Source organism: Gallaecimonas sp. GXIMD4217, from assembly GCF_038087665.1.
GTDB lineage: Bacteria > Pseudomonadota > Gammaproteobacteria > Enterobacterales > Gallaecimonadaceae > Gallaecimonas.
Window position 1 is genome coordinate 243,033 of record NZ_CP149925.1, and the last position, 14,350, is coordinate 257,382.

Annotated in this window: 8 protein-coding genes and 2 rRNA genes; 7 read left to right on the forward strand and 3 right to left on the reverse strand. The window is 60.6% G+C overall.

The window, feature by feature from the left end:
- The first annotated feature begins 126 nt into the window (after window positions 1–126).
- A 23S ribosomal RNA gene (locus tag WDB71_RS01255) occupies window positions 127–3,021 on the forward strand.
- Between the two features lie 165 nt (window positions 3,022–3,186).
- Window positions 3,187–3,301, forward strand: a 5S ribosomal RNA gene (gene rrf / locus WDB71_RS01260).
- Between the two features lie 794 nt (window positions 3,302–4,095).
- Here the strand turns inward: rrf and WDB71_RS01265 are convergent.
- On the reverse strand, window positions 4,096–5,898 hold the full coding sequence (locus WDB71_RS01265; RefSeq protein ID WP_341502843.1) for a sodium:proton antiporter: 1,803 nt from the start codon (window positions 5,896–5,898) through the stop codon (window positions 4,096–4,098).
- 134 nt (window positions 5,899–6,032) lie between these two features.
- Here WDB71_RS01265 and WDB71_RS01270 point away from each other — a divergent pair, with 134 nt between their 5' ends.
- Window positions 6,033–6,425 (forward strand): thioesterase family protein, encoded by a 393-nt coding sequence (locus WDB71_RS01270; protein ID WP_341502844.1) that lies wholly within the window; start codon window positions 6,033–6,035, stop codon window positions 6,423–6,425.
- Between the two features lie 476 nt (window positions 6,426–6,901).
- Window positions 6,902–7,645, forward strand: a complete 744-nt coding sequence (locus tag WDB71_RS01275) for a putative porin (RefSeq protein WP_341502845.1) — start codon at window positions 6,902–6,904, stop codon at window positions 7,643–7,645.
- Window positions 7,646–7,700: 55 nt separating this feature from the next.
- Here WDB71_RS01275 and WDB71_RS01280 read toward each other — a convergent pair whose 3' ends face one another.
- Window positions 7,701–8,321 carry a TonB family protein gene (locus WDB71_RS01280; protein ID WP_341502846.1) on the reverse strand — a complete coding sequence of 207 codons (621 nt, stop codon included), beginning with the start codon at window positions 8,319–8,321 and terminating at the stop codon, window positions 7,701–7,703.
- Window positions 8,322–8,603: 282 nt separating this feature from the next.
- On the opposite strand from WDB71_RS01280, the gene WDB71_RS01285 reads away from it, so the two are divergent.
- Window positions 8,604–9,389, forward strand: coding sequence for a putative porin (locus WDB71_RS01285; protein WP_341502847.1), 786 nt, complete (start codon window positions 8,604–8,606; stop codon window positions 9,387–9,389).
- A gap of 44 nt (window positions 9,390–9,433) precedes the next feature.
- On the opposite strand, the gene uvrA is transcribed toward WDB71_RS01285, so the two are convergent.
- On the reverse strand, window positions 9,434–12,253 hold the full coding sequence (uvrA, locus tag WDB71_RS01290; protein WP_341502848.1) for an excinuclease ABC subunit UvrA: 2,820 nt from the start codon (window positions 12,251–12,253) through the stop codon (window positions 9,434–9,436).
- Between the two features lie 102 nt (window positions 12,254–12,355).
- On the opposite strand from uvrA, the gene WDB71_RS01295 reads away from it, so the two are divergent.
- Window positions 12,356–13,720, forward strand: coding sequence for an MFS transporter (locus tag WDB71_RS01295; RefSeq protein ID WP_341502849.1), 1,365 nt, complete (start codon window positions 12,356–12,358; stop codon window positions 13,718–13,720).
- An 80-nt stretch (window positions 13,721–13,800) separates the two neighbouring features.
- A complete protein-coding gene (ssb, locus tag WDB71_RS01300; RefSeq protein ID WP_341504164.1) occupies window positions 13,801–14,334 on the forward strand; it encodes a single-stranded DNA-binding protein in 534 nt (177 codons plus the stop codon).
- Window positions 14,335–14,350: the final 16 nt, after the last annotated feature.

The following is a 14,350-nucleotide window of genomic DNA, read 5'->3' on the forward strand; positions in this document are numbered from 1 at the left end:
TAACACTGCAAATTTAAACGAGTCACTCTCTACTTGATGAGTGTCCGGCGAAAACCAGGTGTTAGTCAACATACGGCATTTTCTTCGGAAAATGGTTCGCGTCAGCGAAACCCTTCGGGGTTGTATGGTTAAGTGACTAAGCGTACACGGTGGATGCCTTGGCAGTTGGAGGCGATGAAGGACGTGCTAATCTGCGATAAGCATTGGTGAGGTGATAAGAACCGCTTGAGCCAATGATTTCCGAATGGGGAAACCCACCCAAGGTAACTTGGGTATCTGTATCTGAATACATAGGGTGCAGAGGCGAACCGGGAGAACTGAAACATCTAAGTACCCCGAGGAAAAGAAATCAACCGAGATTTCCTCAGTAGCGGCGAGCGAACGGGAAAGAGCCCAGTTTGTGTATCAGCGTCTGTCATAGTGGAAGGTTCTGGAAAGTTCCGCGATACAGGGTGATAGCCCCGTACACGAAATGGCAGATGTCGTTGCAAACGATGAGTAGGTCGGGACACGTGGTATCTTGACTGAAGATAGGGGGACCATCCTCTAAGGCTAAATACTCCCAACTGACCGATAGTGAACCAGTACCGTGAGGGAAAGGCGAAAAGAACCCCGGCGAGGGGAGTGAAATAGAACCTGAAACCGTGTACGTACAAGCAGTAGGAGCCCTTCGGGGTGACTGCGTACCTTTTGTATAATGGGTCAGCGACTTATGTTTTGTGGCGAGGTTAACCGAATAGGGGAGCCGTAGGGAAACCGAGTCTTAACTGGGCGTCCAGTCGCAAGGCATAGACCCGAAACCCGGTGATCTAGTCATGGGCAGGTTGAAGGTTGAGTAACATCAACTGGAGGACCGAACCCACTAATGTTGCAAAATTAGGGGATGACCTGTGATTAGGGGTGAAAGGCCAATCAAACCGGGAGATAGCTGGTTCTCCCCGAAAGCTATTTAGGTAGCGCCTCGGACGAATACTTGCGGGGGTAGAGCACTGTTTGGGCTAGGGGGTCATCCCGACTTACCAAACCCATGCAAACTCCGAATACCGCAAAGTACTATCCGGGAGACACACGGTGGGTGCTAACGTCCATCGTGGAGAGGGAAACAACCCAGACCGCCAGCTAAGGTCCCCAAGTCATAGCTAAGTGGGAAACGATGTGGAAAGGCTTAGACAGCTAGGAGGTTGGCTTAGAAGCAGCCACCCTTTAAAGAAAGCGTAATAGCTCACTAGTCGAGTCGGTCTGCGCGGAAGATGTAACGGGGCTAAGCTATGCACCGAAGCTGCGGCAGCATATTTAGGTATGCTGGGTAGGGGAGCGTTCTGTAAGCCGTTGAAGGTGTGTCGGGAGGCATGCTGGAGGTATCAGAAGTGCGAATGCTGACATGAGTAACGTTAAAGCGGGTGAAAAACCCGCTCGCCGGAAGACCAAGGGTTCCTGTCCAACGTTAATCGGGGCAGGGTGAGTCGGCCCCTAAGGCGAGGGCGAAAGCCGTAGTCGATGGGAAACAGATTAATATTTCTGTACTTCTTTTCATTGCGATGGGGGGACGGAGAAGGCTAAGCAAGCCAGGCGTCGGTCGTCCTGGTGAAAGTGCGTAGGCTGGGGACTTAGGCAAATCCGGGTCCCTAAGGTCGAGACACGAGACGAGTTGCTACGGCAACGAAGTTGTTGATGCCATGCTTCCAGGAAAAGCCTCTAAGCTTCAGATGAAAAGAAACCGTACCCCAAACCAACACTGGTGGTCAGGTAGAGAATACTAAGGCGCTTGAGAGAACTCGGGTGAAGGAACTAGGCAAAATAGTACCGTAACTTCGGGAGAAGGTACGCTGTTGTTGGTGATGAGACTTGCTCTCTAAGCTGACGGCAGCCGCAGTGACCAGGTGGCTGGGACTGTTTATCAAAAACACAGCACTCTGCAAACTCGAAAGAGGACGTATAGGGTGTGACACCTGCCCGGTGCCGGAAGGTTAATTGATGGGGTTAGCGCAAGCGAAGCTCTTGATCGAAGCCCCGGTAAACGGCGGCCGTAACTATAACGGTCCTAAGGTAGCGAAATTCCTTGTCGGGTAAGTTCCGACCTGCACGAATGGTGTAACCATGGCCACGCTGTCTCCACCCGAGACTCAGTGAAATTGAAATCGCTGTGAAGATGCAGTGTACCCGCGGCTAGACGGAAAGACCCCGTGAACCTTTACTACAGCTTGACACTGAACATTGAGCCTACATGTGTAGGATAGGTGGGAGGCTTTGAAGCGGTAACGCCAGTTATCGTGGAGCCATCCTTGAAATACCACCCTTGTATGTTTGATGTTCTAACCTCGGCCCATTATCTGGGTTAGGGACAGTGTCTGGTGGGTAGTTTGACTGGGGCGGTCTCCTCCCAAAGCGTAACGGAGGAGCACGAAGGTTGGCTAATCCTGGTCGGACATCAGGAGGTTAGTGCAATGGCATAAGCCAGCTTAACTGCGAGACAGACACGTCGAGCAGATACGAAAGTAGGTCATAGTGATCCGGTGGTTCTGAATGGAAGGGCCATCGCTCAACGGATAAAAGGTACTCCGGGGATAACAGGCTGATACCGCCCAAGAGTTCATATCGACGGCGGTGTTTGGCACCTCGATGTCGGCTCATCACATCCTGGGGCTGAAGTCGGTCCCAAGGGTATGGCTGTTCGCCATTTAAAGTGGTACGCGAGCTGGGTTCAGAACGTCGTGAGACAGTTCGGTCCCTATCTGCCGTGGGCGTTGGATGATTGAGAGGGGCTGCTCCTAGTACGAGAGGACCGGAGTGGACGAACCTCTGGTGTTCGGGTTGTCACGCCAGTGGCACTGCCCGGTAGCTAAGTTCGGAATCGATAACCGCTGAAAGCATCTAAGCGGGAAGCGAGCCTCAAGATGAGTCATCCCTGAGACTTCGAGTCTCCTAAAGGGTCGTTGAAGACTACAACGTTGATAGGCTGGGTGTGGAAGTGCGGCGACGCATGTAGCTAACCAGTACTAATTGCCCGTGAGGCTTAACCATACAACACCCAAAGGGTTTTGTAGGCAGAGATTGTTCCAGACAATCTTCTGCACTTCCGCCATCCATGGCGGTCGGGCACTCAGAGAGAGTGACTTAGATTACAGAGTTATCAGCTTTTACCGAATTGACTTAACTGGCCGCAAGGCGGGTTAAGAAACGAATTTGCTTGGCGGCAATAGCGCTGTGGAACCACCTGATCCCATCCCGAACTCAGCAGTGAAACGCAGTAGCGCCGATGGTAGTGTGGGGGTTCCCATGTGAGAGTAGGTCACTGCCAAGCACCTAATACGAAACAGCCCCAGCTCGAAAGAGCTGGGGTTTTTTCGTATTGGGCATCTGACAATGGCGGCGCTCACATGGGAATGAAGCTGCGTAGGGTGGGTTAGCGTAGCGTAACCCACCAAAGGCGCCTTATTGTCTTGAGTTGCCACCCATCCCTGGGAGCTCATTCCGGCCGGCACCTCCTGTGTACCGGCGCTCAGCTGCGTGAAAGCGGTGCTTTCACTTCGAGCTTCGCCCAGCGATTTTGTCCCATGTGAAGGTCACCAGTAGCCCCAGCTGCGTAGGGTGGGTTAGCGTAGCGTAACCCACCGAAGGCGCCTTATTGTCTTGAGTTGCCACCCATCCCTGGGAGCTCATCCCGGCCGGCACGTCCTGTGTGCCGGCGCTCAGCTGCGTGAAAGCGGTGCTTTCACTTCGAGCCTCGCCCTACGGGCTATCGTCGCTAACGCTCCGATGTTCAAACTTGTTCCCGACAAGTTTGTCGCGTTCGCCTGCGCAGGAGCCGTGCTCCCAGTTACTCGGGCCTTCCTGGCCCTCGCCCCGCGGGCTATCGTCGCTGCGCTCCGATGTTCAAAATCGCTCCCGGCGATTTTGTCGAGGCTCACCCTGGAGTCTCATCCCGGCCGCCACGTCTTCTGTGTCTACGCTCAGCTCGTGAAAGCGGTGCTGGTATTCGGCCAGGGCTGCGCCAAGAGTGAGTGAGCGGCGGTTAGACCGATGACTATGAACAGCCCTGGTTAGATAGAATAAAGGCGCCTGATGGCGCCTTTATGGTTGGAGTTTGGGTTGCCGTCAGGCGGCCGTCACGTCCTTTTCCGAGGCCGGGATCAGGGCGATGATGGTCTCCTCCGGTTCGGCAATGCGCTCCTTGCTGGTGATGGGGTTCAGGTAGCCCTTCTTGTCGATGATGAACAGCGGGATCACCTCACCCTGCTTCTGAAGGTAATCCTCCCAGCTGAAGGCCTCCTTCAGCTTGGTGGCGCGCACCTGCCAGCCCTGGTTAAGCAGGCTGTTGAGCTTGGTGAAGGTGCAGTCCTCCGGGAACAGGATCTGCCGGGCCCGGAAGCTGGCGCTTTCCTGGTTGGCAAAGCCCTTGCCCTGGCTGGAGCGGATGGAGAACACCTTGCCTGAGCCGAACAGGTAGGCGAAGTGGGCGATGGCGTTGGCATTCTGGTGCCGGTTCGGTGACAGGGCATAGACCTGGCGGATGGCGGAAAAGTCCAGCAGGGCTTCGGCATGCTCTGACTGGGGGTTGCCGTAGTAGACGTCCAGCCCCTCCATGCGGGCCAGGCGGTAGTTTTCCCAGACCGGATCGGCCAGCAACACCGGCACCTCCACCTTCTTCAGGGCCTGGGCTATGGTCCTGGCCAAGGTGTTGGCGCCGATGATGAGCACGCCGCGGGGGGCGTCGCGGACCACACCCAGGGCCCTGGCCATGGGGCCGGCGGTCAGGCTCTGCAGCACCACCGTCATGATGATCACCGAGAAGGCCAGGGGCACCAGCAGATCGGCGTCGGTCACCTGGGCCTCCTGCAGGCGCAGGGCGAACAGGGCGCTGACCGCCGCGGCCACTATGCCCCTGGGGGCGATCCAGGACAGGAACAGCTTGTCACGAAAGCCCAGGGGGGTGCCCAGGGTGGACAGCCAGACACAGAGGGGCCGGGCGATGAACTGCACCACCAGCAGCAGCACGATCAGCGGCCAGCCGATGGCGGCCAGCTCGGCGAAGTTGAGGCGGGCGGCCAGCAGGATGAACAGGGCCGACAGCAGTATGACCGACAGATCCTCCTTGAACTCCAGGATATCGTCGATATCCAGATCCTTCTTGTTGCCCAGGTAGATGCCCATGACGGTCACGGTCAGCAGGCCGGATTCGTGCTGGATCTGCTCCGAGAAGGCGTAGGCCATCAGCATGAAGGCCAGGCCGCCGAACTTGCGCAGGTACAGGGGCAGCCATTCCTTGCGCAGTGTGGTGGCCATGGCCACGCCGGCCCCCAGGCCCAGCACGGTGCCCAGCAGCAACGTCTTGCCCAGGGTGAGCAGGGTATGGACGAAGGCCTCTTCGGTGGCCTGCAGCAGCACGAACTCGAACATCAGTACCGCGAAGATGGCGCCCAGGGGGTCGATGATGATGCCCTCCCAGCGCAGCACCCTGTCCAGCTCGGCCCTGGGCCTGATGGTCCTGAGCAGGGGGGTGACCACGGTCGGGCCCGTTACCACCATGACGGCACCGAACAGCAGCGCCACTTCCAGGGAGATGTCCAGCAGCAGGTAGGCGGCCGTGGCCAGCACCACGAAGGTGGCCAGCAGGCCTATGGTCACCAGGTTGCGCACCACCTTGACCAGGCCGCGGATCTCGTTGAACCTCAGGGTCAGGGCGCCCTCGAACAGGATCACCGCCACCGCCAGGGATACCAGGGGGAACAGCACCGAGCCCAGCAGTTCGTCCGGGTTGATGATGCCGGTCACGGGACCCAGTCCAATGCCGGCGCACAGCAGCAGCAGGATGGCCGGTAGCTTCAGGCGCCAGGCCAGCCATTGCGAGGCCAGCGAGATGACGGCGATAAGAGAGAGCGCAAACGCAAGATCCTGCATGGGAGTCGTTACCCTAAAGTGCCAATGGCAGAGACTAGGCGAGTGCCGGGGCCAGGGTAAAGGGGCTATTGGTTTTTTTGTGTGCGAACAGTAGGCTTTTGCTTTCGAATTAGGCAGTAACAAGGCAAAAGACCATGTGGACCCTCAGACTCATGCCCCGTTTCCAGGAGACCGATGCCCTGGGCCATATCAACAACACGGTACCGGCCATCTGGTTCGAACAGGCCAGGGAGCCGCTGTTCCGGCTCTTCACGCCGGATCTTGACGTTAAGGACTGGCACCTGATCGTTGCCGGCTACAACATCCAGTTCCAGGCCGAACTGCAATACGGCCGGGAAGTGGCGATCCGCACCGGCATCAGCCATATCGGCAACAGCTCCTTCAAGATCCGCCAGGAGGCCTGGCAGGACGGAAAATGCTGCGTGGTGGGTGAAACGGCCATGGTGCATTTCGACCATGGACTGAAGAAGTCGAAGCCATTAACGGCTGAGCTAAAAGAACAGCTTTCCATTCATATGGTTGAATGATTGTTGAATGGCCGTGCTGGCCGCATCTTCCCCGCTGCGAGAGCTTCCAGCACGGCTACAGCGAATTCGATATCGACATCTGGGGCCTAGACTGCGCTATTACCTGGATAGCCAGTCCAGCGATAAACACTGCTCCCCCTCCTGGATGGAAGGTAATTTCTTCTTCGCCGACGGCGGCGAGCCTATAACCTGGGCGGCCGCTTCGTCACTGCCAGCGACTGGGTCTTCGAGGCCAGCTACGGCTTGGGCTTCCTTGGTATCGGCTGGGGCGTCCTGGGCAGCTACCGTTTCTAAGCGGCTAGAAAAGCGAAAGAAAGAGGCGCCCCCGGCGCCTTTTTGAATGCATGAGACTGGATCCGGTTGTCGGTAACCAAATGAAATCTGAACATGAATGTAGCCATGTAGCATTTTTGTTGCGCAAGGCGAAATTCGGGACATAAACTGCGCAGCGACACTGTTTAGAAAAGGAATTCACTATGAAAAAAGCCATATTGTCATTGGCCGTGCTGGCCGCCTTCTCTACTACCGCAGCAGACAGTTTCCAGCAGGAAGTCTCGTTGGGTTACCGCGACCACACCGAGATCTCTTCCGACGGTATCTGGGATCTGGGTTACCGTTATTACCTGGACGCCCAGTCCAACGATAAAGACCCCTATGAGCTGATCCCCTTCCTGTCCCACGCCTCCTGGCTAAACGGCGGCTTCACCACCTCGGACTTCGGCGAGGGGTATTCCATCGGCGGGCGTTTCGTCACCGACAGCGACTGGGTCTTTTCCGGTGGCTACGCCGTTATTGATCCGGATCACGGCTCCAGTGACGACTTCTACAGCCTGGGTCTGGGCAAATACATCGCCGAAGGCACTCTGGTTAGCTTTGACTTCAACGACTCCGACACCAGCAAGCATTATGCATTGGGCCTGACCCATCTGCTTCCCGTTGCCGGCTCCGAGGGACTATTGATTAATGCCGGGATCACCAATAGCGACAGTGACTTCATCGATGACGATATTTGGAGTTACAGTCTTGGTGGGGATTATTATTTCGCCCGCCATTTCTCGGTTGGCGCCGGTGTTTCCTGGAATGATGGCAGTAAAGACTTTGCCTGGGGCCTGAACAGTTCCTACTGGTTCAACAGCCAGGCCAATCTCAGTCTGTCCGTGACCGACAGCGAAGATCAGGACGGCTTCGGCTGGAACCTGACCGGCAGCTACCGCTTCTAAACGGCCAGAGGATGGAACGAAAAAGGCGCCCCGGAGCGCCTTTTTTCATGGCCTGTTACTCTGCTTTTTCCAGCTTGAAGTCCAGCACCACCTGCTGGCCGGGCTGGCTCACCGGCTTGCCGTCCACCAGCTTGGGCTGGAAGCGCCATTTCTTCAGGGCCCGCACCGCGGCCCTGTCGAAGGTGCGCCTGGGCTCGGCGTCCAGCACCTGGATGTCGGCCACGGTGCCGGCCTCGGTGACGCTGTAGCCGAGCTTGACCCAGCCTTCCACACCGTCCCGGGCCGCTTCCGGCGGATACTGGGGATCGATACGCACCAGCGGGCTGGCGTCCTGCTCACCCTGGCCGAGGCTCATGGGGCCCAGCTCCGGCCTTTCCAGGGTCAGCGCCACCGGCTCCAGGCTCACCTGGGTGCCGGCCGTCACCACCGGGCCGCCGGTGGCTTCCGGTACCTCCAGGCTCATGGCGGGCATGGTGCTGGCCGGGGTGGGCTGCGGCTTGGGCTCCTGGGGTTCCGGCTTGGGCTTTTCCGGTTGGGGCAGTGGTATCGCCTGGGCTTTTTCCACTTCAGGGGGCTTGGCCGGGGCCGTGGGTTCGCCTACCAGCGTGGTCATAAAATAGACCAGTCCCAGGGTCACGGCGATGGCGATCAGGATGGAAAAGACATGTCTTGCCATAAAGCCTCCTGCTTTTCATTGTCCATTTCAGTAATCCCGCAATTAGCAGGGGCTGTCAAATCTTTTGTTACAAAGTAGTTTCTTGCGGCCGCCCTGGCCGCCCTGGGCCCTTAAAAACAGCGGGCCAAGGCCCCCTTAAATGTTTGCCTTTTGTAAAGGTGGAAAGTCGAGCCTTTTTAATGCTGAAGCCAACCTAAATCAGCATGCCGGTTACCGTTGTCGGGATGAAAAAAGCGGGAGTAGGGTGTAGGCGTACTTTATAGCGCTACAAGGAGTGCTGCGATGAAAAAAGTCATGCTCCCCCTGGCCCTGGGCATTTTCAGCCTGGGTGCCAATGCTGCCACCGTGCAGAACGAGGTGTCCGCCGGTTTCAGCGATCATTCCAAGTTCGACGACGTGGAAACCTGGAGCCTGGGCTTCAAGCATTACCTGAACCCGGTCAACACCGACAACGGCCCCTATGACCTCAACGGCTTCCTGAGCCAGCAGTCCTATGTCGAGGCCGACGCCGCCTTCAGCGACTTCGTCGACAGCTATGGCATCGGCGGTCGCTTCATCAATGCCGGCGGCTGGGTGCTGGGCGGCCAGTACCACAATCTGGACCCGGACTTCGGCAAGGATATCGATCGGTACCGCCTGGAAGGGGGTAAATACCTGGACGACAACACCCTGCTGCTGGGTTACTACCAGCGCCTGGACCAGGACCATTTCGATGCCGACACCCTGGGTGCCCGCATCGAGCATTACCTGCCGCTGGCCGGCCAGACCGGCCTGATGCTCAAGGGCGACATCAGCAACACCGACATGGACTTCGGCGATGACGTCTTCGTCATCGACGCCTCCGGCGACTACTACCTCAACAAGCAGTGGTCCGTTGGCGGCGGCCTGGCCCTGGTGGATGCCGACAACGAGGCCGAGGCCTTCCTGGCCAACGGCCGCCTGGACACCAGCTATTTCGCCAACACCAGCTACTGGTTCAATCCCAACGCCAACATCAAGGTCGGCGTGGAGAAGACCGAAGGCGTCAGCGGCTTCGGCTGGGGCGTCCAGGGCAGCTACCGCTTCTAAATTCCCACTCGCGAAAGTGAAAAGGCGCCTTGCGGCGCCTTTTTTTACTTCAGCATGGGCCCCAGGAAGCGGGCGGTGTGGGAGCCGGGGTGCTGCGCCACCTGCTCCGGGGTGCCGGCGGTGAGGATCTGGCCGCCGCCGCTGCCCCCTTCCGGCCCCAGATCCACTATCCAGTCGGCGGTCTTGATCACGTCCAGGTTGTGTTCGATGACCACTATGGTGTTGCCGTGGTCGCGCAGCCGGTGCAGCACGTCCAGCAGCAGCTGGATGTCGGCGAAGTGCAGGCCCGTGGTGGGCTCGTCCAGTATGTACAGGGTCTTGCCGGTGTCGCGCTTGGACAGCTCCCTGGCCAGCTTGACCCGCTGGGCCTCGCCCCCGGACAGGGTGGTGGCGGCCTGGCCCAGGCGGATGTATGACAGGCCCACGTCCATCAGGGTCTGCAGCTTGCGGCGGATGGCCGGCACGGCGTCGAAGAAGTCGCGGGCCTCCTCTACCGTCATTTCCAGCACCTCGTGGATGTTCTTGCCCTTGTAGGTGACCTCCAGGGTCTCCCTGTTGTAGCGCTGGCCCTTGCACTGGTCGCAGGGCACGTAGACGTCGGGCAGGAAGTGCATCTCCACCTTGATCACGCCGTCGCCCTGGCAGGCCTCGCAGCGGCCGCCACGGACGTTGAAGCTGAAGCGACCCACCTTGTAGCCCCTGGCCCGGGCCTCCTGGGTGCCGGCGAACAGCTCCCGGATGGGGGTGAAGATGCCGGTGTAGGTGGCCGGGTTGGAGCGCGGGGTGCGGCCGATGGGGCTCTGGTCGATGTCCACCACCTTGTCGCAGTGATCCAGGCCGAGGATCTCGTCGTGGGATGCCGGCTCGCCGGTGCTGGCGCCGTTGAGCTGATGGTGGGCCAGGCGGTAGAGGGTGTCGTTGATTAACGTCGACTTGCCGGAGCCGGATACGCCGGTGACGCAGGTCAGCAGGCCCACCGGGATCTGCAGGTTGACGTTCTTGAGGTTGTTGCCCCTGGCGCCCCTGAGTTCGATGAACTGGTCGCCGACCGGGGTGCGCTCGGCGGGCACCGCTATGGCCTTCTTGCCGCTCAGGTACTGGCCGGTCAGGGACTCGGGATTGGCCTTCACCTGATCCGGGGTGCCCTGGGCCACCACCTGGCCGCCGTGGACGCCGGCGCCGGGGCCGATGTCGATGACGTGGTCGGCGGCGCGGATGGCGTCCTCGTCGTGCTCCACCACCAGCACCGTATTGCCGAGGTCGCGCAGGTGGTTGAGGGTGGCCAGCAGCCGTTCGTTGTCGCGCTGGTGCAGGCCGATGCTGGGCTCGTCCAGCACGTACATGACCCCCACCAGGCCGGCGCCGATCTGGGAGGCCAGGCGGATGCGCTGGGCCTCGCCGCCGGACAGGGTGTCGGCGCTGCGGGACAGGCTCAGGTAGTCCAGGCCGACGTTGACCAGGAACTGCAGGCGGTCGCCGATCTCCTTGAGCACCTTCTCGGCGATCCGGGCCTTCTGGCCGCTGAGCTCAAGGCCTTCGAAGAACTGGCCGGCCTCGCCGATGGACAGCTCGGTGATCTGGGGCAGGGTGCTTTCGCCCACGAACACGTGGCGGGCTTCCTCGCGCAGGCGGCTGCCGTGGCAGCTGGGGCAGGACTGGTTGGCCAGGTACTTGGCCAGCTCCTCGCGCACGGCGCTGGATTCGGTCTCCCGGTAGCGGCGCTCCATGTTGGGGATCACCCCCTCGAAGGCATGCTTGCGGGTGACCACGTCGCCACGGTCGTTGACGTACTTGAAGGCCACTTCCTGCTTGCCGGAACCGTACAGGATCAGGTCCTGGTGCTTGGCGGCCAGGGATTCGAAGGGGGCGTCCAGGCTGAACTCGAACTGCTCGGCCAACGACTTGAGCATCTGGAAGTAGTAGAAGTTGCGCTTGTCCCAACCGCGGATGGCGCCACCGGACAGGCTCAGCTCGTCGTTGATGATCACCTTTTCCGGGTCGAAATACTGCTGCACCCCCAGGCCGTCACAGCTGCTGCAGGCGCCGGCCGGGTTGTTGAAGGAGAACAGGCGCGGCTCCAGCTCGCTCATGGAATAGCCGCAGTGGGGGCAGGCGAAGTTGGCGCTGAAGATCAGCTCCAACTCGTCGCCGTCCATGGCCACCACCCGGGCGGTGCCGCCGGACAGCTCCAGGGCGGTCTCGAAGCTCTCCGCCAGGCGCTGGGCCAGATCCTCGCGAACCTTGAAGCGGTCTACCACCACGTCGATGTTGTGCTTCTTGTGCAGCTCCAGGGTCGGCGGATCGGACAGATCGCAGACCTCGCCGTCGATCATGGCGCGGATGTAGCCCTGGCCGGCCAGGTTCTCCAGCAGCTTGGCGTGTTCGCCCTTGCGCTCGCGCACCACGGGCGCCAGCAGCATCAGCCGGCTGCCCTCGGGCTGCTCCAGCACCTTGTCCACCATCTGGCTGACGGTCTGGGCGGCCAGGGTCACGTCATGGGTGGGGCAGCGGGGCTCGCCGACCCGGGCGAACAGCAGGCGCAGGTAGTCGTAGATCTCGGTGATGGTGCCGACCGTCGATCTGGGGTTGTGGGAGGTGGACTTCTGCTCGATGGAGATGGCCGGGGACAGGCCCTCGATATGGTCCACGTCCGGCTTTTCCATCAGCGACAGGAACTGGCGCGCATAGGCGGACAGGGATTCCACGTAGCGGCGCTGGCCCTCGGCGTAGAGGGTGTCGAAGGCCAGGGATGACTTGCCGGAGCCGGACAGGCCGGTGATGACGATGAGCTTGTCCCTGGGGATCTCCAGGCTGATGTTCTTCAGGTTATGGGTACGGGCCCCGCGAACCGAGATCTTGTCCATGATGCGCCTTGCCGAGGAATAAACGACCCAGTATCGCACAGCCAATGGCCGTACCCAATGGCTGTGCTATCATGGCGCCCCCGACCAAGACCGCTTCCTGCAATGCGCACTACAGGCCTGACCAAGACTGAAAAACGAGCCGCACTGACCCTGGCTTCCGTGTTTTCGCTGCGGATGCTGGGACTGTTCATGATCATGCCGGTGTTCGCCCTCTATGGCAGGGAGCTGGTCGGCTATTCGCCGCTCTGGGTGGGCCTGGCCATAGGGGCCTACGGCCTGACCCAGGCGCTGCTGCAGATCCCCATGGGCATGCTCTCGGATCGCTTCGGGCGCCGCAGGGTGATCCTGGCCGGCCTGGCGCTCTTTGCCGTCGGCTCTGTGGTGGCGGCGCTGGCGGACAGCGTCTACGGCGTGGTGGCCGGGCGGGTGCTGCAGGGGGCCGGCGCCGTGGCCTCGGCGATCCTGGCCCTGGCGGCGGATCTCAGCCGCGACGAACAGCGGCCCAAGGTGATGGGCATCATCGGCGTCTGCATCGGCCTGTCCTTTGCCCTGGCCATGGTGACCGGCCCGGTGGTGGCGGATCTGGTGGGGCTGAGCGGCCTGTTCTGGCTGACCGCCGTCCTGGCCCTGGCCGGCATGGCGGTGATCGCCTGGGCCGTGCCCTCGGTCAGCCATCATGCCCCCAGGGGCGATACCCTGCCGGCCCTGAACCGGCTCGGTGCCCTGCTCGGTAACGGCCAGCTGCTGCGCCTGGATCTTGGCATCTTCCTGCTGCACTTCATGCTCACGGCGCTGTTCGTGGTGGTGCCCGGGCTGCTGGTTCAGGCCGGGCTGGTGTCACGGGACCACTGGATGCTGTACTTCCCGGTGGTGGTGGCGGCCTTCTTCGCCATGATCCCCATGATCATCCTGGCCGAGAAGAAGCACTGGTCGCGGCAGATGGTGCAGCTGGCCCTGGTGATCATGCTGGCGGCCCTGGCCGCGGCCTGGTGGCTGCAGGCCCAGCTGTGGGGCCTGGTACTGGCCCTGGGGCTGTTCTTCATGGCCTTCAATTACCTGGAGGCGACCCTGCCGGCGCTGATCGCCCGTATCGCCCCGGCCGGCGACAAGGGCAGCGCCATGGGCATCTACTCGTCGGCACAGTTTCTGGGCGCCTTTTTCGGTGGCACCCTGGCGGGGACCATGGCAGAGTATGCGGATATCGACGGCGTCTTTATCCTGGCCGCCGGCCTGGTGCTGATCTGGCTGCTGGCCAGCCGTGGCATGCGCCACCCCAGCAACCTGAAGTCCGTCTCCCTGAGCGTCGAGCAGGCGTTCACCGACGAGGCGGCGCTGATCCGGGGATTGGCAGCCGTGCCGGGGGTTCTGGAGGTCAATGTGGTGACCGCGGAAGCCGCCATCTATTTGAAAGTGAATACGCAAGAATTTGAGTTAGCGAAGGCGAAAGCCGTCCTGGCAAACGCCTGACAGGAGCAGAAATGGCCAGTCGTGGAGTCAACAAAGTCATCATAGTGGGCAACCTGGGCCAGGACCCGGAAGTCCGCTACATGCCCAACGGCAATGCCGTTGCCAATTTCACCGTCGCCACCAGCGAAAGCTGGAAGGACAAGCAGACAGGTGAGCAGAAAGAGCAGACCGAATGGCACCGCATCGTCATGTACCGTCGCCTGGCCGAGATCGCCGGCGAGTACCTGCGCAAGGGCTCCAAGGTCTATATCGAAGGTCGCCTGCAGACCCGCAAGTGGCAGGGCCAGGACGGTCAGGATCGCTACACCACAGAGATCGTTGCCAACGAGATGCAGATGCTGGACTCCCGTAGCGGTGGCCAGGGCGGCGGCCAGGGTGGCTTCCAGCCCAAGCCGGCCCAGCAGCAGGGCGGCTTCGGCGGCCAGCAGGGTGGCCAGGGCGGCTACGGCGGCCAGCAGGGCGGCCAGGGTGGCTACGGTGGCCAGCAGGGCGGGCAGCAGCAGGGCGGCTTCCAGCCCAAGCCTCAGCCGGCCCCCCAGCAGAACAAGCCCCAGGGCGGCTACGGCGATCCCATGGAACCGCCCATGGATTTCGACGACGATATCCCGTTCTGACCCACTGAAAAGGCAG